This window comes from Stenotrophomonas sp. PvP093 (assembly GCF_017876915.1).
GTDB lineage: Bacteria > Pseudomonadota > Gammaproteobacteria > Xanthomonadales > Xanthomonadaceae > Stenotrophomonas > Stenotrophomonas muris.
Window position 1 is genome coordinate 4,081,800 of sequence record NZ_JAGIOX010000004.1, and the last position, 24,747, is coordinate 4,106,546.

Sequence of the window (24,747 nt, forward strand, 5' to 3'; positions counted from 1 at the left end):
ACACTGCGGCCATCATTCCTTGACGACTCCCGGCCGGCCCAGCCGGGATTGCCGTGACCTCCCCCCAGGCCCTCACTGCAGGTACGGCGCCGGCGTGGGTGGCCGCCGGCGCGATGGAGTGGCTTACCAGCCGAAGCCGGCACCGACGCCGACCGAACTGTCGTCACTGCTGAAGGCGCCGCCGAAGGTGACCGTGGCGCGATCGCTGATCGCACGCTGGTAACCCAGCGACAACGCCGACTCGCCACCCTGGAAACCGATGCCGACGCCGACACGGTTCTGGGTGCGGATACCGGCGGCACTGGTAGCCATGTTGAGCATCGCTGCGCTCATCGCGCCCTGGCGGTCGATGCGGCGGTCCATGTGGCGCAGGCGTCCGTCGATCTCGCCCTTGAACACATCGAAGCTGTCGGCAACGGCCTGGACGCGACTGTCGGTGTAGCTGTTCGCCGTCGCCATGCCACGATCCAGCTGGCCCTTGTTGACGGCGTCGGTGGCGGTGGTGCCCGCGGCGACGTTGGTGACCTGGCGTTCGTTGCCTTCGCTGCCCACCGAGACCGTGTTGGCACGATCGGCAACCGAGCCCTGGCCCAGCGCCACGGCATTTGCCGCCGTGGCATTGGCGCCCTGGCCGATGGCCGTGGACGAAGCGCCGCTGGCTACCGCGCCATCGCCCATGGCCACGGCGTTGAAGCCGGTGGCCGGGGTGCCGACCGGAATGCCCGCCCCCGCCGCGGCCACCGTCGGCGTGCCCTGCACGCGTGCGGTACTGGCCGGTGCGGCATCGGCCGTTGCCGGTGCGTCGGCCACGCTGGCCAGCGGGCTTTCATCCAGCGAAGCACTCATTGCGCGCAGGCTGGACGCGCCTGCTCGCGTGCCACCGGCAGTGCGACGGTCAATCTCACTGACCTTGCGGTCCAGCGCGCCCAGCGCATCGCCGACATTGCTGTAGGTGGCGCCCTGGATCACGTAGTTCGGTGCCACGAACACGCCCTGCATGCCGACGCTGGCACCACCGCCGAGGAAGCTGGCGGCATCACTGAGCGACTGGAACAGCTGTCCGCCATTGATCGCCTGGCGGCTGCCGGCGGCGATGTTGCCCGCGCCGACGTTGTCGATGGTGGTGCCCTGGAAGCCGGACAGGGTCAGGCGGTCACGGCTGGCGTCGTCATAGCCGACGGCGCTGGCCGCCGTGGTCTCGACCGTGGCGATGCGCGAGTCGAAATCACCGACACGGGTTTCCACGGCGCCCACGCGCTGGTTGGTGACGTTGAGCTGCGAGCCGGTGACCGCGTCGCTGCTGCCGGCGGCGATGCGGCCGTCGGCCACATTGACGATGCGGCGCGCGACCGGGCCATCGGTGCCGTTGCCACCACCGACCGACACCACGTTGGCATCGAGCGCACGCGAGCCCGCACCCAGTGCCACCGAGTTCGCACCGGACGCGCCGGCACTGTTGCCCAGTGCAAGCGCACCGTTGCCGATGGCCATCGCATTGGCACCCAGCGCATTGCTGCGTGCGCCGCTGGCACTGGCGGCCGAACCGATCGCTGCGGCATCGCTGCCGCTGGCACTGGCGGTACCCGCGCCGCTGGCCTTGACGTAGCGTGCGGTGCCATCGGCGGTCGCCGCGACCGCATCGAGCTGGCCACGATTGACTGCATCGGTGCGCTCGGTACCGGCGGCGACACGGGTGATCTGTCGATCACTGCTGGCACTGCCGACCGACACGGTGTTGGCACGATCAGCCACCGAGCCTGCGCCCAGTGCGATGCTGCCGGCCGCCGAAGCGTTGGCACTGACACCCACCGCGGTGGCGTTCGCACCGGTGGCCTTGCTGCCGTAGCCCACCGCAGTACCCAGTCGACCACTGGCTTCGGCGTAGCTGCCCAGCGCCGAGGCGCCATCGGCCGAGGCAGTGGCGCGGAAACCGCTGGCCTGCGACTGCGTGCCGCTGGCCGTGGCCTGCGCGCCGCTGGCGGTGCTGTAGGCGCCCTTGGCCTGGGCGCCGGCGCCGGTAGCGCTGGCGCCGAGTTCACTGGCGCTGGCAGCGCTGCCCACGGCCACGCTGTCGACACCACTGGCCTGTGCGTTGGTACCCAGTGCCGCCGCGTTGCTGCCGGTCGCCAGGGCGTCGGCGCCTACCGCCGTGGCGTTGGCGGCCATCGCGTTGGCGCCACTGCCCAGCGCGGTGGCACCGTTGCCGATGGCGTTGGACGCGTTGCCGGCGGCCAAGGCGTTGTCACCGTCCACCAGGGCACCGGCCTCGCCATCGGCATTGCCGCTGGCCTGGAACTGGCGGCTGGTCCTGTCGGCGACGCTGGCAACGGCATCCAGCTGGCCCTTGTTCACCGCGTCGGTGGCTTCGGTACCGGCTGCCACATGGGTCACCTGGCGTTCGCCACCGGCCTTGCCGACGGCCACGGTGTTGTCACGGTCGGCCTTGGAGCCGGCACCGAGGGCGACACTGTTGCTGCCGTTGGCGGTGGCGTTGGCGCCCAGGGCCGTGGCATTGCTGCCGGCGGCCCACGAGTTCCAGCCGATTGCCGTGGCGTAGTCTTCGGTCGCCCATGCGCCGGCACCGAACGCCGCCGCACCGGTGCCACTGGCACGCGACGGGATCAGGCCGAAGAAGGTGCTGCCACCGATGGCCACGCTCTCCTCGCCGCTGGCCTCGCTGGACTGACCCACCGCCACGGCACCGGTACCGGCTGCAGCAGCACCGAAGCCGACGGCGGTCGTGTTGGCACCACTGGCCGCCGAGCCGTAGCCCAATGCGGTGCCGAGGCGTCCACTGGCCTCGGCATAGCCACCGACGGCAGTGGTGCCATCGGCAGAGGCGGCACTACGGAAGCCGCTGGCCAGGGCCTGCGTGCCGCTGGCGTTGGATTCGGTGCCGGTTGCCGTGCTGTACGCACCGCTGGCCTGTGCACGCGCACCGACCGCGCTGGCGCCGAGCTCGCTGGCGCTGGCACCGGTGCCGAGCGCAAGGCTGTCTTCACCGCTGGCCTGCGCTGTGCTGCCCAGCGCCGCCGCATTGTTGCCGGTGGCCAATGCATCGATGCCCACGGCCGTGGCGTTGGCCGCCAGCGCGTTGGCACCGCTGCCCAGCGCGGTGGCCCCGTTGCCGATGGCGTTGGCCGCATCGCCGGCCGCCAGCGCGTTGTCGCCCTCGACCAGTGCCCCTGTTTCGCCATCGGCGTTGCCGCTGGCCTGGAACTGCCTGCTGGTCTTTTCCGCTGCGGCGGCTACGGCGTCGAGCTGGCTCTTGTTGACCGCATCATTGCCCTGCGTGCCATCAGCCACGTTGGTGATCTGGCGGGTGTTGCCACCGCCGCCGACCGACACGGTGTTGTCGCGGTCGGCGATCGAATCGGCACCCAGCGCCACGCTGTTGGCAGCGCGCGATTCGGCGGCGTTGCCCAGCGCGGTGCTGTTGATGCCACCGGACCAGGCGCCGCCACCGACGGCGGTGGAGTAGTTGCCCGATGCTTCGGTGGCCAGCACGCCGAACAGCGATCCGCCGACGGCGACGCTGTTGGTGCCGGTGGCCAGGCTGCCCTGGCCAGTGGCGGTGCTGTAGGCACCGGAGGCTTCCGAATCACCGCCCAGCGCCACGCTGTTGGAGCCGGAGGCATTGGCGAAGTTGCCGAAGGCTGTGGCATTGAAGGCCGAGGCCTGTGCATAGCCACCGATGGCGGTGCTGTAGCCGCCGGTCGCCTCGGCACCGATGCCGAACGCGGCCGACGCAGTGCCGCTGGCGACGCTTTCGCTGCCGACCGCGGTGGCGCCGCTGCCACTGGCATTGCTGAAGTACCCCACTGCCACCGCCTCCTCGCCGGAGGCTTCGGACAGCACGCCGGTCGCGGTGCTGCCAGCACCGCTGGCGATGCTGGCCGCACCGAACGCCGCACTCTGCTCGCCACTGGCCTCGCTTTCCGCACCCTGCGCGGTTGCGTATTCAGCGGTCGCCTGTGCATTTGCACCGACCGCGCTGGCGTTGGCGGCACTGGCCAGGGCGTTGAAGCCCAGTGCCTGCGCATTGCTGGCCAGCGCGTTGGCGCCACTGCCGAGTGCGGTGGCCCCGTTGCCGATGGCGTTGGCCGCATCACCGGCGGCCAGCGCGTTGTCACCGTCCACCAGTGCACCGGCCACATCACCGCCGTTGCCGCTGGCCTGGAAGAAGCGGCTGGTGGTGGCTGCCGCGCCCGCCACGGCATCCAGCTGCGCCTTGTTCACCGCGTCGGTGGCCTGGGTACCGGCGGCGACGTTGGTCACCTGGCGTTCGTTGCCGGTGCTGCCGACCGAAACGCTGCGGGCGCGGTTGGCGACCGAGCCGGCGCCGAGTGCGACGGCGTTGCTGGCGCTGGCGTTGCTGCCGGCACCGAGCGCGATCGCGCTTTCACCACCGGCCACCGTGTTGGTGCCGATGGCGATGCTGTTGAGGCTGTTGCCCAGCGCCTGGAAGCCCAGCGCCACGCTGTTGTCGCCATAACCGAATGCGCCGCGACCGACGGCGGTGGAGCTGGTGCCGTTGGCCCAGCTGTTGTAACCGATGGAGGTCGCACCACTGCCACTGGCCCAGGCCGCGTTGCCAAATGCCGAGGCATTGGTGGCCGTTGCCCAGGCGCCGGAACCGAACGCACTCGCCCCGCTTGCGGTAGCCCAGCTGTAGCCACCGACGGCGGTGCTGTCGTCACTGCTGGCGAAGGCGCTGTCGCCAACCGCAACCGCGTAGCTGCCGGTCGCACGCGACTTGCCGCCGGCCGCGAAGCTGTTGTCTCCGCTGGCCCTGGCGGCGTTGCCGAACGCACTGCTGGCAGCACCGGTCGCCTGCGCACCACTGCCGACCGCTGTGGCGTCGGCGACGGCAGTGGTGCCGACCTGCTGTGCCGTACCGTCGGCACCGATGATCGGCTGGTTGTACTCGTCGTAGGCCTGGCCGAGGCCACCGATGGCAACACCGCCATTGCCGGTGGCGTTGCTGTTGCGACCCACCGCCACGGCGTCGTCACCGATGGCCGAGGCTGCTGCGCCCTGTGCAACCGCGCCGGCGCCGATCGCATTGCTCGACGAACCCGCCGCAACCGCACCTTCGCCCTCGGCCAATGCACCGGCATCGCTGCCTGCTTCCGGCTGGGCCTGGAAGAAGCGCGCTGTGCTGTCGGCGGTGCTGGCCACCGCGTCGAGCTGCGCCTTGTTCACTGCATCGGTGGCTTCACTGCCCGCGGCGACGCTGGTGATCTGCCGTTCGTTGCCGGCACTGCCCACGGCCACGCTGTTGGCACGCACCGCTTCGGAGTTGGCGCCGAGCGCAACGCTGTTGGCACCGCGTGCGGTGGCGTAGTAGCCCACGGCGGTGCTCTGCGCGCCGCTGGCCCAGGTCTGCGCGCCGAGCGCGCTGGCGTTCTCGCCCGGTGCGTAGGCGAAGTAGCCGACCGCAGTCGCTTCGGCGCCGGACGCTTCGGTCAGGCTGCCGTTGGCCACCGCACGATCACCGCTGGCGATGGCGCCGGCGCCGACGGCGGTCGACGCTTCGCCGCTGGCCTGGGTCTGCACGAAGAAGCCCAGGCCTGGAATCAGATCGGCCGGGCCGCCGATGGCCACGCTGCTGGTGCCGGTGGCATTGCTCTGCGTACCCAGCGCGGTGGAGTAATCACCGATGGCATTGGCAACCGCACCGAACGCGGACGACTGCGCGCCGGCGGCATATGCGCCAACGCCATAGGCCGACGCGGCGAAACCACCGGCCTCGGCACTCGCACCCACCGCAGTACCACCGACACCGGCACTGGTGGCGCCGGTTTCCACCGGCACGCCGCCACTGGTGATCAGCGGATTGCCATCGGCATCCACCGCAGCCCCCCCCACGGCGACACTGCCTGGGCCGTTGGCCTGCGCGTTGTTGCCGAACGCGGCACTGTTCTGGCCCGAGGCCAGCGCGTTGTTGCCAACGGCGGTGGCGTTCTGCGCGACGGCGGTCGCACCGGTGCCCACGGCCGTCGCACCCTTGCCGATCGCATTGGCGGCCTCGCCAGCCGCCAGCGCCTCGTCGCCCTCGGCCAATGCACCCGCATCACTGTTGCTGCTGCCAGTGGCCTGGAAACGCTTGGCGGTGGCATCGGCCACGGCGGCGACGCCCTTCAACTGGCCGACGTTGACCGCGTCGGTATCTTCAGTACCCGCAGCGACGCTGGTGATCTGCCGGGTCAGGCCGTAGTCGGCCGCGCCGACAGAGACGGTATCGACGCGGTCGGCCAGCGAGCCGGCGCCCAGCGCCACGCTGCCGGTGGCAACCGCAGCGGCGTTCGAACCCAGCGCGGTGCTGTATTCACCGACGGCGGTGCTGAACGCACCCACCGCGATCGACGCTTCGTTGGCGGCGGTAGCGCCGCGGCCCAGTGCGGTGCTGCCCGGGCCCATCGCCACGGCACCACCGCCGACGGCCGTTGCGCCATCGGCAGTGGCTTCGGACAACGCACCGAGTGCGGTGGCCGCGCCGTTCTCGCTGGCTGCGTACGCGCTGGCGCCGACGGCCGTATCGCCAAGCCCGAACGCGGCCGCGCTCTGCCCGACCACCACGCTGGCGTCGCCGATGGCCAGGGCGCCCTGGCCGAACGCGCTGGCGCCCAGGCCGGCGGCAATGGCCTGGGTGCCGATGGCAGTCGTGGCGTTGGCCAATGCCTGTGCACCGGCACCGGCGGCCACCGCGCCCTGCCCGTCGATCTTCGCTGCGTCGCTGTCATCGCCTGCGCCGTCGGCCTTGAAATAGCGGTTTCCATCGGCGGCGACATCCGCCAGCGCGGCCTGCGTGGCGCGCGCCTGCGCGTCCAGCTGCGCCTTGTTCACCGCATCGGTGCCCTGCGTGCCAGCAGCCACGTTGGTGATCTGCCGCTCCTTGCCGGCATCGCCGATGGACACGGTATTGGCCCGCGTGGCCTTGGAGCCAGCGCCCAGCGCCACGCTGTTGGCGGCGCTGGCATTGCTGTTGCTGCCGATCGCCACCGCGTTGCTGCCCTTGGCCGTGGCCGAGCCTTCGATCAGGCACTTTTCCAGCAGCTTGCCGCTGAATGCAACGCAGGTGGCGCTGCCGCCGATCTGCACCGACTGTGCCGTCGCGCTGCCGCTCATGCCCAACCCCACTACCAGGCCCAGTGCCACCGCCAGCAGTGCGGGCGTGGCCTGTGTCGCATCGCGGCGCTGGTCGACGACCCCGCCACTGCTGCTGTCGGAGGAGGCCAGTTCCGAGGCCACCACCAACTGACCCAGTGCTTTGTTCCAGACCTTGCGATAAATCCGATTCATCGGTACGGCTCCTGATTGGACTGGTTTTGGGCAAAGCAACGCCACCGCTGGGCTTTCCGGCCCAACGTCCCCTGGGGGCGTTTATTCGCGTGATTTACTGCGGGGTATTGCCGAACGGCGCGCAGCGACAGAAAACCGAGCGCGTGCGCCAACCGGTTACTGCGAAATGAATGATTCTGAAACGGGGTTCAAGTGTTAACGGCAACTTTGCAGATCGTCAAGACTTTGACACGACAAATCCTATTGCCGTGAAGCAGTTCACTATTTCACGTGTTTATAAAGGCATTTTGTTAGACATACGTGACGAACTGCTGGCGCATGAAAACGGATGTAACTAGCGGCCAGATCAGCAATTTCACGCACACAAAGAAAAACCCGCCGACAAAGCGGCGGGTTTTTCCATACGCGGTGGCATTGCGGCCTGCGCGGAACGATGCGATCAGCCGCACCAGACCCGCGCGTTGCGGAACATGCGCATCCACGGCGAATCACCCTGCCATTCAGCCGGTGCCCAGCTCAGGTTGAGCGCGCGCGGGGTGCGCTCCGGGTGCGGCATCATGATGGTGACGCGGCCGTCGGTGCTGGTCAGGCCGGTGATGCCGTCCGGCGAACCGTTCGGGTTCAGCGGGTACTGGCTGGCGACGTTGCCATGGCCATCGATGTAGCGCAGCGAGACGCGGGCGGCAGCCTGGTCGACGGCGTTGTCGAACACGGCCTGGCCTTCGCCGTGCGCCACCGCTACCGGCAGGCGCGAGCCGGCCATGCCACGCAGCAGGATCGACGGCGATTCCACCACTTCCAGCAGCGCGGTGCGGGCTTCGAACTGCTCGCTGGCATTGCGGCGGAACTGCGGCCAGTGTCCGGCACCCGGGATGATGTTCTTGAGCTGGCTCATCATCTGGCAGCCGTTGCACACGCCCAGCGCGAAGCTGTCTTCACGCGCGAAGAACGCGGCGAAGGCATCACGCAGCGCACTGCGCTCCAGGATCGAGGTGGCCCAGCCACGGCCGGCACCGAGCACATCGCCGTAGCTGAAGCCGCCGCAGGCGACCAGGCCGGTGAAATCCTGCAGCGCCACGCGGCCTTCGATCAGGTCGCTCATGTGCACGTCGAAGGCGCGGAAGCCGGCACGTTCGAAGGCGTTGGCCATTTCGATCTGGCCGTTGACGCCCTGCTCGCGCAGCACCGCCACGCGCGGACGCGCACCGGTGCTGATGAACGGTGCCGCCACATCCTCGTTCAGGTCGAAGCTGAGCTTGGGCTTCAGGCCCGGTGCGTTGAAGGCACGGGCGACCTCGCGCTCGGCATCGGCGTTGGCCGGGTTGTCGCGGCGCTTCTGCATCGCATGGGTGACCGACCACCAGGCGTCGAACAGTGCGTCCCAACGCCATTCGGCCAGGTTCTCGCCACCCAGCGACACGCGCACCACCGGCGCGGTGGTCGGCTTGGCGATGCGCTGTGCGCATTCGGTCAGTGCGTGGCGTTCGACCAGGTCGGCGAACGCAGCGCGGTCTTCGCGCGCGATCTGCACCACCGCACCCAGTTCTTCGTTGAACAGGCTGCGGAACGGATCATCGCCCCAGGCATCGAGCGTGATGTCCAGGCCAAGGCGCGAAGTGAAGGCCATTTCGCACAGCGCGGCGAAGGCACCACCGTCGCTGCGGTCGTGGTATGCCAGCAGCAGGCCGGACTGGCGCGCATCGCGGATCAGCTCGAAGAAGCCACGCAGGCGCTGCGGATCGTCCAGGTCCGGAGCGGCACCGGCGAAGGCCGGCAGATCGCCATGGTCGGCGTGCACCTGGGCCAGGATCGAACCGCCCAGGCGCTGCTTGCCGGCACCCAGGCCGATCAGCCACAGCTCGCTGTCCACGTCGCGGTCGAGCAGCGGGGTCAGCTGCTGGCGCACGTCGGCGACCGGCGCGAACGCCGAGATCACCAGCGACACCGGCGACACGCTCTTGTGCGCTTCGCCCTGGTCGTGCCACTGCGCCTGCATCGACAGCGAGTCCTTGCCCACCGGGATGCTGATGTCCAGCTGCGGGCACAGTTCCATGCCCACCGCCTTCACCGCGTCGTACAGCAGTGCGTCTTCGCCCGGATGGCCGGCCGCGGCCATCCAGTTCGCCGACAGCTTGATTTCATCCAGCGCATCGACCGGGGCCGCACACAGGTTGGTCAGCGCTTCGCCCACCGCCATGCGTGCCGACGCAGCGGCGTCGAGCAGGGCCAGCGGGGTGCGCTCGCCGATCGACATCGCTTCGCCGGCCACGCCATCGAAGTCGGCCAGGGTGATCGCCACGTCGGCCACCGGCAGCTGCCACGGGCCGACCATCTGTTCGCGCGCGGTCAGGCCGCCGACGCTGCGGTCACCGATGGTGACCAGGAAGTTCTTCGAGGCGACGGTCGGGTGCGCGAGTACGCGCAGGCCGGCTTCCTGCAGGTCCAGGCCGCCGGTCTTCAGCGCCGGCCAGCGCGGTGCCGGCGGGTGCGCGGTGTCGCGGTGCATCTTCGGCGGCTTGCCGAACAGCACGTCCATCGGCAGGTCGATCGGCGCATCGGCCGGGGTGTGGCCCGGCACGGCACCGTAGGCCACCACCAGGTGCTCCTCGGCGGTGGCCACGCCAACGGCAGCGAACGGGCAGCGCTCGCGGGCGCACAGCGCGGCGAACTCGGCCAGGCGCTCCTGGGCCACGCCCAGCACGTAGCGCTCCTGCGACTCGTTGCACCACAGCTGCATCGGCGACAGCGACGGATCATCGGTGGGCACCTTGCCCAGGTCGATGACACCGCCGACCTTGGAGTCGTGCAGCAGTTCGGGGATGGCATTGGACAGGCCACCGGCACCGACGTCGTGGAAGAACTTGATCGGGTTGTTGGCGCCCATCGCCACGCAGCGGTCGATGACCTCCTGGCAGCGGCGCTCCATTTCCGGGTTGTCGCGCTGCACGCTGGCAAAGTCCAGGTCCTCGGCGCTCTCGCCGGAGGCCACCGAACTGGCCGCGCCGCCGCCCAGGCCGATCAGCATTGCCGGGCCACCCAGCACGATGACCGCATCACCGGCCTGCAGCGGGATCTTGTCGACCTGCACGCGGTCGATCGCGCCGAGGCCGCCGGCCAGCATGATCGGCTTGTCGTACGCACGCACCAGATCGGCGCCTTCCGGCAGCTCGAAGCTGCGGAAGTAGCCGAGCAGGTTCGGTCGGCCGAATTCGTTGTTGAACGCGGCGCCGCCGAGCGGGCCGTCGGTCATGATTTCCAGCGCCGGCGCCATGCGCGGGTTCAGCGCGCGCGGCGCTTCCCACGGCTGCGGCAGCTCGGGGATGCGCAGGTGCGAGACCGAGAAGCCGGTCAGGCCCGCCTTCGGCTTGCCGCCACGGCCGGTCGCGCCCTCATCGCGGATCTCGCCACCGGCACCGGTCGAGGCACCCGGGAACGGCGCGATCGCGGTCGGATGGTTGTGCGTTTCCACCTTGATCTGGAACGCGCTGGGCACCTGCGGCTCGCGGCGGTATTCGCCACTGGCCGGATCGGGGCGATAGCGCGAGGCCGGATGGCCTTCGATCACCGCGGCATTGTCGCTGTACGCGCTGAGCGTGTGCTGCGGAGTCTGCTGGTGGGTGTTCTTGATCATCCGGAACAGCGAGCGGTCCTGCTCCTGGCCGTCGATGGTCCAGCTGGCGTTGAAGATCTTGTGGCGGCAGTGCTCGGAATTGGCCTGCGCGAACATCATCAGTTCCACGTCCGACGGCGACCGGCCCAGCGCAGTGAAACGCTCGCGCAGGTAGTCGATCTCGTCCTGGGCCATGGCCAGGCCGAGGCGCTGGTTGGCGGCCTCCAGCTGGTCCACCGGCACGCGCTCCAGTTCACCCCGGGCCGGTGCCGAGAACAGCGCCTGGCCCTGTTCCACGGTCTCCAGCACCGACTGCGTCATCGGGTCGTGCAGCGCCTTGACCAGCGCCTGCTGGGCGGCGGCATCGGCCGGCCAGCCCTGCACGTCGATGCGCAGGCCACGTTCGACCCGGCTGACCGGCTGGCCGGCACCGCGGACCAGTTCGGTGGCCTTGCTCGACCACGGCGACAGCGTGCCCAGGCGCGGCACCACGATGCGGCTGACCGCGCCGTCGGCCACGGCTTCGGCCTGCGGCGCCGCTTCGAGGATGCGGCACAGGGTGGTCAGGTCGGGGGCGGCGCTGCCTTCGGGCTGCACGAAGTAGACGTGCCAGGCACCACTGATGCGCAGGGAGGGAGCGATGGACTGCAGGCGGGATTCAAGACGTTCGCGGCGGAACGGCGACAGGGCGGGCGCGCCCTCGAGGACCATCATGTCCGGGGAACCGTAGTTGGGAAACGGGCCCGACATTGTACCGGAAGCGGGGGAAGGGCTCTGGCCGGGCGGCGCCCGGCACCCGCCGAGGCCAGGGCAACGGCAACAGCAACGGCCAAAGCAAAAGCGGGGTTCCCGTGGGGTGGCGGGGTGGGTCCGGTGGCGGGGGACGCCGTAAACCCGTCCCTGGGGGCTTGGCCGCGGCATCCATGCCGCGGACACCCCCGCCACCGGACCCACCCCGCCTTCGACAGATTTCCGCGATCTGCGGTAAATCCACGCCATGCGTGCATGCTCTGCGGTAGTGCCGGCCGCTGGCCGGCAACCAGGGAAATCTCAGAAGTCAGGCATTGAAGAGCGAAGCGACCGGCTTTTGCTTTTGATTTTTTGTTCTGTCTTTCGTGGCTGGCCGCGCAGGAACCTGTCCGTGGCCGGGCGGGTGGGTTGCGCAGGGGCGTAAGCGCCATGGATGGCGCGCCCGAGCCTACAGGGACGTATTCACGGCGTCCCCTGCGCAGCCCACCCACCCGGCCAACCCCAGAAATCTGCTTTTCGCGGAAAGCCCCCAGCCACGAGGGGGCTCCGCTGATGGCCGCCGACCGCGCGCAGCGCCGCTCTCCGCCCGAATCCCGGAACCATGCGCTTGCTCACGGATTGACCACGCGATTGATGACAACGTTGTCCCCACCTGGCGCCGGACTCTCTCCCCGGCCCCCCAGGTACCCCGTCCGCCCCCTCCGTCGCCTTCCCGGGCGACGCCCGGACCTGCGTCACGCGCGGCGCCATCGGGGCCCGCGCGCCCTTTGATCGGAGACTTACCCATGTACGACCCGATTGTGCGCAGTGCCGAACGTTCGACCCGAAGCTGTCGTCCCCGCCACCTGGCCTGGCTGCTTGCCCTGGCCGCCGGTACCGCCGCCCTGCCCGGCCTGGCGCAGGCTGCCAGCTGTGCCGGCGTGGCCCAGTGGGACCAGGCCAGGATCTACCGGGCCGGCGATACCCTGCAGAAAGGAGGCGTCCTCTATCGGGCGAACCAGGACATCTGGAACGCGCCGCCGGACCATCCGGCCGGTGCGCCCTACTACACCAACCTTGGTGCCTGCGATGGCAGCGGCAGCAACCAGCCGCCGGTGGTCAGCCTGACCTCGCCGGCCAACGGCGCCACCTTCAGCGCCGGCAGCACGGTCAACGTGACCGCTACCGCCAGTGACCCGGACGGCAGCGTCGCCAAGGTCGAGTTCTTCCGCGACGGCAGCTCGCTGGGCGTGGCCACCGGTGCGCCGTATGCGGCCAGCTGGGCCAATGCCAGCGCCGGCAGCCACACCCTGCGTGCGGTCGCGACCGACAACAACAACGCCACCACCAGCACCCCGACCATCACCATCACCGTCAACGCCGCCGGTGGCGACACCACCGCACCGAGCGTGCCGGGCGGGCTGGCGGTCGGCACCCGTACCGCCACCAGCATCGCGCTCAGCTGGAGCCCGTCCACCGACAACACCGGTGGCAGTGGCCTGGCTGGCTATGACGTGTACCGCAACGGCAGCCTGGTCGGTTCGCCGTCCAGCGCCAGCTATGTGGATGGCGGGCTGACCGCATCGACCACCTACCGCTACCGCGTACGTGCCCGCGACAACGCCGGCAATGCGTCGGCACAGGGCACCGAAATCAGCGCCACCACGCTGGCCGGTGACGGCGGCACCACCGGCAAGCGCGTCATCGGTTACTTCACCCAGTGGGGCATCTACGGCCGCAACTACCGGGTCAAGAACATCGACAGCAGCGGCTCGGCCGCACGCCTGACCCACATCAACTACGCGTTCGGCAACGTGCGCAACAACCGATGCGAAGTCGGCATCACCCAGCCGTCGGATCCGAACAGCGGTGCCGGTGGCGATGCCTTCGCCGACTACACCAAGGCCTTCAGTGCCGCCGAGAGCGTCAGCGGCAGTGCCGATACCTGGGACCAGCCGCTGCGCGGCAACTGGAACCAGCTCAAGCAGCTCAAGGCCAAATACCCGGGCATGAAGGTGCTGATCTCGCTGGGTGGCTGGACCTGGTCGCGCGGCTTCTCCAGCGCAGCGCGCCCGGAAAACCGCCAGGCCTTCGTCGCCTCGTGCATCGACGCCTACATCAAGGGCAACCTGCCGGTGACCGACGGTGCCGGCGGTGCCGGTGCCGCGCTGGGCGTGTTCGACGGCATCGACATCGACTGGGAATACCCGGTGGCCTGTGGCATCGAATGCGGCAAGCCGGAAGACAACGCCAACTTCACCGCGCTGATGGCCGAGTTCCGCCGCCAACTCGATGCGGTGCGGCCGGGCCTGTTGCTGACGGTGGCGGTGGGTGCCGGCATCGACAAGATCCGTGTCACCGATCCGGCCGCATACCACCCGTACCTGGACTACATCAACGTGATGACCTACGACTTCCACGGCGCGTGGGATACGAAGACCAATCACCAGTCGGCGCTGTTCGATTCGCCGAATGATCCGTCCACCGGCGACCAGAAGCTGTACAACAGCAACGACGCCATCGAGGCCTTCATCAGCCGTGGCGTGCCCGCCGCCAAGCTCAACCTGGGCATTGGCTACTACGGGCGTGGCTGGACGGGTGTGGCCAACGCCAACAACGGCCTGTACCAGACCGCGACCGGCGCCGCCCCGGGTACGTATGAAGCCGGCATCGAGGACTGGAAGGTGCTGAAGAACCTGGCGTGGCCGGGCTACACCGACAACACCGCCGGTGCCACCTGGATCTACAACGGCAGCACGCTGTGGAGCTTCGACACCCCGGCCAACATCACCCGCAAGATGGGTTACGTGAAGACCCAGGGCCTGGGCGGCGCGTTCGTCTGGGAGTTCAGCGGTGACGATGCGCAGGGCACGCTGACCAAGGCGGTCAGTGATGGCCTGAAGTAAGCAAAAGGCCGGGGATGCGACACGCATCCCTGGCTTCCTGCCTGTAGAGCCGAGCCCATGCTCGGCTGCTGTTTCCGCAGCCGAGCATGGGCTCGGCTCTACAGAAAAAGACCAGCGACGATCAGCGCTTGGCCGACAGCTTCTCCAGCGCGGCACGCAGCTGCGCCGGCGGCAGGTAGCCGCCCAGCTGGGTGCCATCCGGCGCGAAGATCGCCGGCGTTCCATTCACGCCCAGCTGCTGGCCCAGCGCGTACTGCATCGCCACCGGGTTGGTGCAGTTCCTGGCCGGCACGCTGCCACCGCGCTTGGCGTTGGTCAGCGCCTGGCGACGATCCGCTGCACACCAGACCGAGATCATGTCGGTGTAGTCCTTGCTGCCCAGGCCCATGCGCGGAAACGCCAGGTACTCGACGGTGATGCCGTTGCGGTTGAGTTCGGCGATGTCCTGGTGCAGCTTGCGGCAGTAACCACACTCGATGTCGGTGAACACGCTGATGGTGTACTTGGCGTTCGGCGCCGCGAACACGATGCGATCGCCGTGGTTGGCCTTGGCCAGCAGGCCCCGGCGGTAACCAAGCAGGCCCTCGCTGTTGGCCGGGCCCTTGGCGCGGGTGTCGTAAGGCTGCGACTGGAACAGGTAGCGGCCGTCATCGGACACGTACAGCAGCTGGCCGGAAACGACGACCTCGCGGAAGCCGGGGAACGGCGCGGCACCGATGTAATCGACCTGGAAACCCGGATTGAGCGCGGTCAACGCGGCACGTACCGCCTGGTCGGCCGGCGCGTTGGCGGCCGGGCTGGCCTTGGCCGCAGCGGCAGCAGGCGCCTTGGCGGCCGGCGGAGCCGGCTGGGCGCAGGCGGTCAGGCTGAGCGCACCGAACACGGCGGCGATGGCAAATCGGAGCATGGAGCGATCCGCAGCAGAAGAAGACTCCGGATTCTGACACAGCCGCCGGTACCGGGCCGCGACGCCCGGCACGGCCCCGGGCAGCGATTCAGCCCGGCGCTCAGCCGCGCGGATGGTGGCGGGCGTGCAGCTTCTGCAGATGCTCGCGCGCTACCAGGGTGTAGATCTGGGTGGTCGACAAGGAACTGTGGCCGAGCAGCATCTGCAGCGCGCGCAGGTCGGCACCGCGGTTGAGCAGATGGGTGGCGAAGCTGTGGCGCAGGCCATGCGGGCTGATCCGCGCCGGGTCGATGCCGGCCACCTGCGCGTGGCGCTTGACCAGGTGCCAGAACGCCTGCCGGGTCAGCGCATGCAGCGTCGGCTCGATGAACAACGGGGTCTGACCATCCGCCAGGGCATGCACCTTGCCCTTGCCGACCAGCAGCGGGCGCGACTGCTGCAGGTAACGCTCCAGCCAGTGCTGCGATTCCTCGCCCAGCGGCACCAGCCGCTCCTTGCTGCCCTTGCCGGTGACCCGCAACACGCCCTGGCGCAGGTTGACCGCCGTGGCCGGCAGCAGCACCAGCTCGCTCACGCGCAGGCCGGCGGCATACATCAGTTCCAGCATGGCGCGGTCGCGCAGGCCCAGCGGGCTGTCGATGTCCGGTGCCGCCAGCAGCGCATCGATCTGGCTCTCGGCCAGCGCCTTGGGCAACAGCCGCGGCAGCTTCGGGGGGTCGAGCAGCGCACTGGGGTCTTCGCTGCGTTCGCCACGGCGCACGCCATCGGCGAAGAAGGCCCGCAGCGCCGACAGCAGGCGCGCGTTGCTGCGCGGCGACCAGCCGTGGCGGGTGCGCCAGGCCAGGTAGTCGAACAGCCCGGGACGTTCGATGCCGGCCAGGCCACCGTCGCGTCCATCCATCCAGCGCGCCAGCCCTTCCAGGTCGCGCCGGTAGCTGTCCAGGGTGGCGCGGGCCAGGCCGTTCTCGGCCCAGATCGCATCGAGGAAGCGCTGGATGCGCACACTGTCGTCGGCGCGCAGCTCGGGCAGTTGCTGGACCAGCTGGCGGCGTTCGGCGGGGGTGGAAACAAGGGCCATGCATGCAGGATACGAGGGCCACTGCGGGCACGGCCAGCTTTGCGTATGCTCGGCGCATGTCCCGCCCTGCCACCGACACGGCCCCTGCGGCCGCTACCGAAACGCTCCATCCGCGCGCGCTGCTGCCCTGGCGCATGCTGGCGATGGTCTACGACGCGCTGCCGGTGCTGGCGCTGTGGATGCTGGCCGGCACGCTGTTCACCCTCGCCTACACCTTCAGCGGCCACGCGCAGCGCGAGAACATCGCACCGTTCAGCGCTTGGCAGTGGCTGCTGTGGGCGGTGTGCTGGGCGATCACGGGGTGGTATGCCACGGCCAGCTGGCGCCGTGGCGGACAGACGCTGGGCATGCGGCCGTGGCGGCTGAAACTGCAGTCGCGCGATGGCACGCCGTTGCGGCACGGCCAGCTGTGGCTGCGCTTCGCGGTGGGGACGCTGTCGCTGCTGCTGGGCGGCCTGGGATTCTGGTGGGCCTGGGTCGACCGCCAACGCCTGACCTGGCACGACCGCGCCAGCGGCACCCGCCTGGTGCGCATGCCCAAGCGGTGATGCACGATCTGTAGAGCCGAGCCCATGCTCGGCTGGCAGGCAGTGCGCAAAAAGCAGCCGAGCATGGGCTCGGCTCTACAGAATCCAGCACGCTGGGCCGGGATGCTGGTGGTCGTGGCACGGATGCCGAAGCGGTGGATTGCCCCGGTAGCGCCGGGCATGGCCCCGCGCTACCAGAATCAGCCCGACTTGCGCCGGAACAACAGTCCGGACACGGCCAGCATGACGATCGGCGGCAGCGCATAGGCAATGCGGTAATCGAACTTCAGCGCACCGGCCATGCGGCCGAAGAACAGCTGCAGCAGCCAGAAGCCCAGTGCAAACAGGATGCCCAGGAACAGGCGCTTGCCCATGCCGCCGCTACGCAGCGACCCGAACGCGAACGGCACCGCGGCCAGGCACAGCGCCAGCACGTTCACCGGGTAGAACCAGCGGCTCCAGTACACATCCTCGAAATCGCGCGCATCCAGCCCGTTGCGCTGGCGGTAGGCAATGCTGGTGCTCAGCTCGGCCACACTGAGGTTTCGCGGCTTGGCGATGCCGGTGGCCAGCGCCGCCGGATCCAGCTTCGAGTTCCACGGCTCACGCGCCACTTCCTGACGGGTGGCCGAGCGCTCGCCGAAGGTGTCGCGACGCACCCCGGTCAGCACCCAACCGTCCTTGTCGTGCTCGGCGGTGGCGGCATGGGTCAACGAGGCGATATTGCCGTCTTCGGCGATCCGGTAGAGGCGCACGTCACGCAGGATCAGCCGCGTGCCCTTGTCGCCCACCAGCTGTTCCTCGCCGCTCTGGGCGTTGAGGAAGGTGTCGCCTTCGCGTGCCCATAGGCCGGAGTAGCGGGTGGTGGAGATGTCCCGCCCCCACTTGGCACTGGCCTTCAATGCATCGGCACGGTCCTGCCCCCACGGGCCCAGCGTCTCGGCGCTGAGCACCATCACTGCGGTCAGCAGCGACAGCGCGATCGCCACCGACACGCTCAGGCGCTTGCGCGACAGGCCCAGCGCACGCAGGGCGGTCAGCTCCGAGGTCGCGGCCAGCTGGCCCAGACCCATCAGCGCGCCGATCACCGCGGCGGTCGGGAACATCGTGTAGGCGCGGCGCGGCACCGTGTACAGCACCCAGGCGGCGGCATGGCCCAGGGTGTAGCCGTTCTTGCCGATGTCCTTGAACTCGCCGGAGAACGCCATCACCACGTCCAGGCCGACCAGCACCGCCCAGGTCAGCAGCACCGTGGTGAACACCGACTGGCCCAGGTACAGATCGAAACGCATCGGGCGCAGCCTCATGCGCGGGCTCCCTTCGAGCGGCCCAGGCGGCCATCACGTGCATACATCCAGATCGCCAGCGCCAGCAGCGGCACGGTCAACCACCACAGGCCGAGCGCGGCCGGAATCTTGCCGTTGGCGATCCAGCCACTGCCGATGAACATCAGGTTGGTGCCCACCATGTAGGCCATCAGGGCCAGCATCATGCGGCCGTAGCGCTGCTGGCGCGGCGAGCTGCGGCCCAGCGGCACGGTCAGCAGGGCGAAGGCCAGCGCGATCAGCGGCGGTGCCAGGCGGCGGTGCAGCTGCGCCTGCGCCGGCGGGCGCTCATCGCCGATCAGCTGCAGGGTCGGCATCAGTTCCGGGTCGTCCTCGGTGCGGGTCTGTGCACCGTCGGGCAGGGCCACGTCGTTGCGGGCAAAGGTCGCCAGCCGGTAATCCAGCGCGCCGGCCACCGGGCCTTCCACCTGGTGGCCATCATCCAGCTCCAGGAAGCGCTGGCGGGTGCCCTCGAAGAACATGCGGCCGCCATTGGCGGACACCACTTCCAGGCGGTCATCCTTCTGGCGCTGCAGGAACACCTTGCCCAGCTGGGTGCCATCGGGCGAGATCGAGGACAGGTACACCACGCCGCCATTCGGCAGCGGGGTGAAGCGGCCCGGCTCCAGGCCGGCCATCAGCACGCTGCGGTTGGCCTCGATGATCATCTGCTCGGCCATCCGGCCGGCCCACGGGCCCAGCCACAGCGAGCAGGCGCCGACCAGCAGCACCACCGGCACCACCAGCATCAGCAGTGGCCGCAGCAGCCGCTTGGGCCCCACGCCAATGGCGGTGATGACCGCCATCTCCGAGTCGCGGTAGAGCCGGGCCACGGCCAGCAGCAGGCCCAGCATCAGCGCCAGCGGCAGGATCAGCGGCAGGTAGGCGATGAACTGCAGGCCCAGCTGGGAGAACAGCAGCTTGGCCGGCAGGCGTCCGTCGGCGATGTTGCCGAGGATGTCCACCAGCACGCCGCCCACGCTGACCACCAGCAGGACGATCAGGGTAGCCAGGAAACTCTGGACGAAATCGCCCAGCAGGTATCGGTCGAGCTTCAGCATGGGGCGGTGGTTTAAACTCTGGGGTTCGTTCGCGGTGCCGCCCAGTCTACTGTCTGGGCGTAAACGGCCTGCGATTGTACGGACTCGCCAATGGAATCTGCTCAATGGCCCTCGAATTCACCCTGAACCACGTTGCTCCGGCCGCCGCCACCGTTGATTGCCTGGTGGTCGGCGCGTATGCCGACCATACCCTGACCCCGGCCGCGCAGGCCCTGGACGCCGCCAGCGGTGGCCGCCTGGCCGCCCTGGCCCAGCGTGGCGACCTGTCCGGCAAGACCGGCGCGACCACCCTGCTGCACGACCTGCCGGGCGTGACCGCGCCGCGCGTGCTGGTGGTCGGCCTCGGCGACGCCGCCCGCTTCGGCGTGCCGCAGTACCTGAAGGCCGTGGGCGACGCGGTGCGCGCGCTGAAGGCCGGCGCCGTCCGCAGCGCGCTGTTCACCCTGTCCGAAGTGGCCATCAAGGACCGCGACGCGGCCTGGGCGATCCGCCAGGCAGTGATCGCCGCCGATCACGCCGCCTACCGCTACACCGCCACCCTGGGCAAGAAGAAGGCCGACGATGCCGGCCTGGCCCAGCTGGCCGTGGCCGGTGACGACGCCCAGGCCCTGGCCCAGGGCCAGGCCATCGCCGCCGGTGTCGAGTTCGCCCGCGAACTGGGCAACCTGCCGCCGAACTATTGCACCCCGGCCTATCTGGCCGACGTGGGCGTGAAGTTCGCCGGCGAGCACGAGGGTGCCGAAGCCGAGATCCTCGACGAGCACCAGATGGAAGCGCTGGGCATGGGCTCGCTGCTGGCCGTGGCCCGCGGTTCGGCCAACCGCCCGCGCCTGGTCGTGCTGAAGTGGAACAATGGTGGCGACGCCAAGCCCTACGTGCTGGTCGGCAAGGGCATCACCTTCGATACCGGTGGCGTCAACCTGAAGACCCAGGGCGGCATCGAAGAGATGAAGTACGACATGTGCGGCGGCGCCAACGTCATCGGCACCTTCGTCGCGGCGGTCAAGGCCAAGCTGCCGCTGAACCTGGTGGTGGTGGTGCCGGCGGTGGAAAACGCCATCGACGGCAACGCCTACCGTCCTTCCGACGTGATCACCTCGATGTCGGGCAAGACCATCGAAGTCGGCAACACCGACGCCGAAGGCCGCCTGATCCTGTGCGACGCGCTGACCTACGCACAGCGCTTCGAGCCGGCCGCGCTGGTCGACGTCGCCACCCTGACCGGTGCCTGCATGGTCGCCCTGGGCCACCAGACCGCCGGCCTGATGAGCAAGCACGACGACCTGGCCAACGAGCTGCTGGCCGCCGGCGAGCACGTGTTCGACCGCGCCTGGCGCCTGCCGCTGTGGGACGAGTACCAGCCGATGCTGGATTCGACCTTCGCCGACGTCTACAACATCGGCGGCCGCTGGGCCGGCGCGATCACCGCCGGCTGCTTCCTGTCGCGCTTCACCGAAGGCCAGCGCTGGGCCCACCTGGACATCGCAGGCGTCGCCAGCGATGAAGGCAAGCGTGGCATGGCCACCGGCCGCCCGGTCGGCCTGCTGAGCCAGTGGCTGCTGGACCAGGTCGCCCGCGCCTGATGCCGTACCCGACCCTGGCCGGCAGACGCCGGCCGGGGCCTCGCCCGGCACTGCCGGGCCCTTGCCTGACCCGGACCCTGCCATGCCCCGCGCCGACTTCTACCTGATCGCCAAGCCCCGCTTCCTGACCGAGCCGTTGCGCCTGGTCTGCGAACTGGCGCGCAAGGCCAACGACGCCGGGCTGTTCACCCTGGTGCTGGCCCGTGACCAGGCCCAGGCCGAGGAACTGGACGAGCTGCTGTGGGCGTTCGACAACGATGCCTACATCCCGCACCAGATTGCCGGCGAAGACATGGACGAGGAAGAGGCCCTGGTGCTGATCGCCGTACCCGGCACCGACGCGCCGGCACGCCCGCTGGTGATCAACCTGCGCGATGAGCCCTGGCTGGGCCAGTGCGAGCGTGTGCTGGAAGTGGTTCCGGCCGATCCGGAAGCGCGCGAACCGCTGCGCGAGCGCTGGCGCCAGTACAAGGCCGCCGGTTACGACCTCAACAAGCACGACATGTGAGCCCGGCGAGGACCCCTTGATGCGCCTGCTGATCGCCCTGATTCTTCCCTGGCTGTCCTTCTTCACCATCGGCCGGCCGCTGGCCGGGATCGTCTGCCTGATCCTGCAGATCACCCTGATCGGCTGGCTGCCCGCCGCCATCTGGGCCGCCTACGCGGTCAGCCAGTACCACACCGACCAGAAGATCCGCCGCGCCCTCGGGTCGCGCTGATCTCCCTTCCGCCTTGATTACCGGTTCCCCCGCATGACCCAACTCGCCTCCAGCTACGACCCGACGTCCTTCGAGACCGACCTCTACGAGGCCTGGGAGAAGGCCGGCCACTTCAAGCCGTCCGGCACGGGCGAGCCGTACACCATCCTGCTGCCACCGCCGAACGTGACCGGCACCCTGCACATGGGCCATGCCTTCCAGCAGACCCTGATGGATGCGCTGGTGCGCTACCACCGCATGCGCGGCTACGACACGCTGTGGCAGGTCGGTACCGACCATGCCGGCATCGCCACCGAAATGGTGGTCAGCCGCAACCTCGCGCTGGAAGGCAAGGGCGAGACCCGCGATTCGCTGGGCCGCGAAGGCTTCATCGGCAAGGTCTGGGAGTGGAAGCAGCAGTCCGGCGACACCATCGAACGCCAGATGCGCCGCCTCGGCACCTCCGCCGACTGGTCGCGCAGCACTTTCACCATGGACCCGCAGCCATCGGCGGCGGTCAACGAGGCCTTCGTGCGCTGGTACGAGCAGGGCCTGATCTACCGCGGCCAGCGCCTGGTGAACTGGGACCCGGTGCTGAAGACCGCCATTTCCGACCTGGAAGTGGAGAGCGCCGAGGAAGACGGCTTCCTGTGGTCGATCGCCTACACGCTGGATGACGGCCTGAGCTACGAGCACGTCGAGCGCGATGCCGACGGCGTGGAAACCCTGCGCGAAACCCGCGACTACCTGGTCGTCGCCACCACCCGCCCGGAAACCCTGCTGGGCGATACCGCGGTGATGGTGCACCCGGAAGACGAGCGTTACGCGCACCTGATCGGCAGGAACGTGGTGCTGCCGTTGACCGGCCGGCGCGTGCCGGTGATCGCCGACGACTACGTGGACCGCGCGTTCGGCACCGGCGTGGTCAAGGTCACCCCGGCGCACGACTTCAACGACTATGAAGTGGGCGTGCGCCACAGCCTGCCGATGATCAACCTGTTCACCCCGGTGGCGGCGCTGAACGAGAACGCGCCGGAACGCTTCCGGGGCCTGGACCGCTATGAAGCACGCAAGGCCGTGCTGGCCGAGCTGGAAGACCTGGGCATCCTGGTCGAGACCAAGGCGCACAAGCTGCAGGTGCCGCGTGGCGACCGAACCGGCCAGGTGATCGAGCCGTACCTGACCGACCAGTGGTTCGTGAAGATGGACGACCTGGCCAAGCGTGGCCTGGACCTGGTCGAGGACGGAAGCATTGCCTTCGTGCCGCCGAACTGGATCAACACCTACCGCCACTGGATGAACAACATCCAGGACTGGTGCATCAGCCGCCAGCTGTGGTGGGGCCACCGCATCCCGGCGTGGTTCGATGCCGCCACCGGCAGCTGCTACGTCGGTCGCAGCGAAGAGGAAGTGCGGGCCAAGCACAACCTGGGCAGCGAGGTGGTGCTGAACCAGGAAAGCGACGTGCTGGAGACCTGGTTCTCCTCGCAGCTGTGGCCGTTCTCCACCCTGGGCTGGCCGAACGAACAGGCCATGGCCGAGCGCGGCTTCGATCGTTACCTGCCGTCGTCGGTGTTGATCACCGGCTTCGACATCATCTTCTTCTGGGTGGCGCGCATGATCATGGCCACCGACAACCTGGTCGGGAAGATCCCGTTCAAGGACGTCTACTTCACCGGCCTGATCCGCGACGGCCAGGGCCAGAAGATGTCCAAGAGCAAGGGCAACGTGCTCGACCCGCTGGACATCATCGACGGCATCACCATCGACGACCTGGTCGCCAAGCGCACCGGCGGCCTGATGCAGCCGAAGATGGTGGAGAAGATCGAGAAGGCCACCCGCAAGGAATTCCCGGACGGCATTGCTGCCCACGGTGCCGATGCGCTGCGCTTCACCATCGCCGCGCTGGCCACCCACGGCCGCGACATCAAGTTCGACATGAACCGCGCCGAGGGCTACAAGAACTTCTGCAACAAGCTGTGGAACGCCAGCCGCTTCGCGCTGATGAACACCGAAGGTGCGGCATTCACCGGCGTGCCGACCCCGCGCACCGATGCCGAGCGCTGGATCCTTTCGCGCCTGGCCGCCACCACCGCCGAAGCGCAGGGCCATTTCGCCGCGTACCGCTTCGACCTGCTGGCGCAGTGCCTGTACGAGTTCGCCTGGAACGCGTTCTGCGACTGGTTCCTGGAGCTGAGCAAGCCGGCACTGAACGGTGCCGACGCGGCTGATGCCGAAAGCACCCGCCACACCCTGCTGTACGTGCTGGAAGCGCTGCTGCGCCTGCTGCACCCGCTCACCCCGTTCATCACCGAACAGCTGTGGCAGCAGCTGGCCCCGCGCCTGGGCCTGGCCGAAACCACGCTGTCGCTGCGCCCGTATCCGACCGCCGCCGAATTCGCCGGTGATTTCGCCCAGGCCGAGGCCGACGTGGAATGGCTGAAGGCGGTGATCAGTGCGGTGCGTCGCGTGCGCAGCGAATTGAACGTCGCGCCGTCCAGGCAGGTGCCGCTGCGCCTGCAGGCCGGCCTGGAGCAGGACCGCGTGCGCATCGAACGCTTCAGCGCCTCGCTGTCGTTCCTGCTGAAGCTGGACAGCATCCAGTGGCTGGCCGAGGGCGAAAGCGCACCGCCGGCGGCCGCCGCGATCGTGGGCGAGCTGAAGCTGCTGGTGCCGCTGGAAGGCCTGGTCGATCTCGATGCCGAGCGCGCGCGCCTGGACAAGGAGATCAAGCGCGTGGAAGGCGAGCAGGAAAAGAGCGAAACCAAGCTGGCCAGGTTCACCGACAAGGTGCCACCGGCGGTGGTCGATCAGGAGCGCGTGCGCCTGGTCGACTGGAACACCCAGCTGGCCGGCCTGCGCGAGCAGCGCGCGAAGCTGTAACGCCGCGCTCTGGTGCGTGCCAACCAAGGTTGGCACCTGCCACGGCAGGGGAGGGTTGGCACCTGCCACTGCGGGAGAGGTTGGCACCCACCGAAGCGGAATCGGAAACGCCGGGCGATGCCCGGCGTTTCCATT

13 protein-coding genes are annotated in these 24,747 nt (G+C 69.1%); 6 read left to right on the forward strand and 7 right to left on the reverse strand.

The features are described 5' to 3' along the window. Positions 1-123: 123 nt before the first annotated feature. From J3A72_RS21750 to purL, 3 genes are all read right to left on the reverse strand, one after another. Positions 124-7,305 carry an ESPR-type extended signal peptide-containing protein gene (locus J3A72_RS21750; RefSeq protein ID WP_075076483.1) on the reverse strand — a complete coding sequence of 2,394 codons (7,182 nt, stop codon included), beginning with the start codon at positions 7,303-7,305 and terminating at the stop codon, positions 124-126. A 290-nt stretch (positions 7,306-7,595) separates the two neighbouring features. Then, entirely contained in the window at positions 7,596-7,787 is a 192-nt protein-coding gene (locus tag J3A72_RS21755) for a hypothetical protein (protein ID WP_140222905.1), read from the reverse strand. Then, on the reverse strand, positions 7,745-11,629 hold the full coding sequence (gene purL / locus J3A72_RS21760; RefSeq protein ID WP_140222906.1) for a phosphoribosylformylglycinamidine synthase: 3,885 nt from the start codon (positions 11,627-11,629) through the stop codon (positions 7,745-7,747). Before purL ends, J3A72_RS21755 begins: the two co-directional genes overlap by 43 nt. A gap of 821 nt (positions 11,630-12,450) precedes the next feature. Between purL and J3A72_RS21765 the strand changes: the two genes are divergently transcribed. Then, positions 12,451-14,550, forward strand: coding sequence for a glycosyl hydrolase family 18 protein (locus J3A72_RS21765; RefSeq protein WP_075076729.1), 2,100 nt, complete (start codon positions 12,451-12,453; stop codon positions 14,548-14,550). A 121-nt stretch (positions 14,551-14,671) separates the two neighbouring features. Here the strand turns inward: J3A72_RS21765 and J3A72_RS21770 are convergent, their stop codons facing one another. Continuing rightward, positions 14,672-15,457 (reverse strand): thioredoxin fold domain-containing protein, encoded by a 786-nt coding sequence (locus J3A72_RS21770; RefSeq protein WP_014645882.1) that lies wholly within the window; start codon positions 15,455-15,457, stop codon positions 14,672-14,674. 100 nt (positions 15,458-15,557) lie between these two features. After that, complete coding sequence (gene xerD, locus J3A72_RS21775; RefSeq protein ID WP_046428433.1) at positions 15,558-16,535, reverse strand: site-specific tyrosine recombinase XerD; 978 nt, start codon at positions 16,533-16,535, stop codon at positions 15,558-15,560. 56 nt (positions 16,536-16,591) lie between these two features. Between xerD and J3A72_RS21780 the strand changes: the two genes are divergently transcribed. Further along, positions 16,592-17,083, forward strand: a complete 492-nt coding sequence (locus tag J3A72_RS21780; protein WP_075076730.1) for an RDD family protein — start codon at positions 16,592-16,594, stop codon at positions 17,081-17,083. A 179-nt stretch (positions 17,084-17,262) separates the two neighbouring features. Here the strand turns inward: J3A72_RS21780 and lptG are convergent, their stop codons facing one another. Beyond that, positions 17,263-18,369 carry an LPS export ABC transporter permease LptG gene (lptG, locus tag J3A72_RS21785; RefSeq protein ID WP_032962258.1) on the reverse strand — a complete coding sequence of 369 codons (1,107 nt, stop codon included), beginning with the start codon at positions 18,367-18,369 and terminating at the stop codon, positions 17,263-17,265. Further along, positions 18,366-19,448, reverse strand: coding sequence for an LPS export ABC transporter permease LptF (gene lptF, locus J3A72_RS21790; protein WP_075076731.1), 1,083 nt, complete (start codon positions 19,446-19,448; stop codon positions 18,366-18,368). Before lptF ends, lptG begins: the two co-directional genes overlap by 4 nt. 104 nt (positions 19,449-19,552) lie before the next feature. On the opposite strand from lptF, the gene J3A72_RS21795 reads away from it, so the two are divergent. The 4 genes from J3A72_RS21795 (at position 19,553) to J3A72_RS21810 (ending at position 24,612) form a co-directional block, all read left to right on the forward strand. Then, entirely contained in the window at positions 19,553-21,031 is a 1,479-nt protein-coding gene (locus J3A72_RS21795; RefSeq protein ID WP_075076732.1) for a leucyl aminopeptidase, read from the forward strand. A gap of 82 nt (positions 21,032-21,113) precedes the next feature. After that, positions 21,114-21,539, forward strand: coding sequence for a DNA polymerase III subunit chi (locus tag J3A72_RS21800; protein WP_014645876.1), 426 nt, complete (start codon positions 21,114-21,116; stop codon positions 21,537-21,539). Positions 21,540-21,558: 19 nt separating this feature from the next. Continuing rightward, positions 21,559-21,750 carry a YqaE/Pmp3 family membrane protein gene (locus tag J3A72_RS21805; RefSeq protein WP_014035920.1) on the forward strand — a complete coding sequence of 64 codons (192 nt, stop codon included), beginning with the start codon at positions 21,559-21,561 and terminating at the stop codon, positions 21,748-21,750. 33 nt (positions 21,751-21,783) lie between these two features. Further along, positions 21,784-24,612, forward strand: coding sequence for a valine--tRNA ligase (locus J3A72_RS21810; protein WP_032962264.1), 2,829 nt, complete (start codon positions 21,784-21,786; stop codon positions 24,610-24,612). Positions 24,613-24,747 lie beyond the last annotated feature (135 nt).

Coding starts and splice junctions, on each gene's coding strand:
- J3A72_RS21750 (WP_075076483.1), bottom strand. CDS start 7,305: ATGAATCGGATTTATCGCAAGGTCTGGAACAAAGCACTGGGTCAGTTG.
- purL (WP_140222906.1), bottom strand. CDS start 11,629: ATGATGGTCCTCGAGGGCGCGCCCGCCCTGTCGCCGTTCCGCCGCGAA.
- J3A72_RS21765 (WP_075076729.1), top strand. CDS start 12,451: ATGTACGACCCGATTGTGCGCAGTGCCGAACGTTCGACCCGAAGCTGT.
- J3A72_RS21770 (WP_014645882.1), bottom strand. CDS start 15,457: ATGCTCCGATTTGCCATCGCCGCCGTGTTCGGTGCGCTCAGCCTGACC.
- xerD (WP_046428433.1), bottom strand. CDS start 16,535: ATGGCCCTTGTTTCCACCCCCGCCGAACGCCGCCAGCTGGTCCAGCAA.
- J3A72_RS21780 (WP_075076730.1), top strand. CDS start 16,592: ATGTCCCGCCCTGCCACCGACACGGCCCCTGCGGCCGCTACCGAAACG.
- lptG (WP_032962258.1), bottom strand. CDS start 18,369: ATGAGGCTGCGCCCGATGCGTTTCGATCTGTACCTGGGCCAGTCGGTG.
- lptF (WP_075076731.1), bottom strand. CDS start 19,448: ATGCTGAAGCTCGACCGATACCTGCTGGGCGATTTCGTCCAGAGTTTC.
- J3A72_RS21795 (WP_075076732.1), top strand. CDS start 19,553: ATGGCCCTCGAATTCACCCTGAACCACGTTGCTCCGGCCGCCGCCACC.
- J3A72_RS21800 (WP_014645876.1), top strand. CDS start 21,114: ATGCCCCGCGCCGACTTCTACCTGATCGCCAAGCCCCGCTTCCTGACC.
- J3A72_RS21805 (WP_014035920.1), top strand. CDS start 21,559: ATGCGCCTGCTGATCGCCCTGATTCTTCCCTGGCTGTCCTTCTTCACC.
- J3A72_RS21810 (WP_032962264.1), top strand. CDS start 21,784: ATGACCCAACTCGCCTCCAGCTACGACCCGACGTCCTTCGAGACCGAC.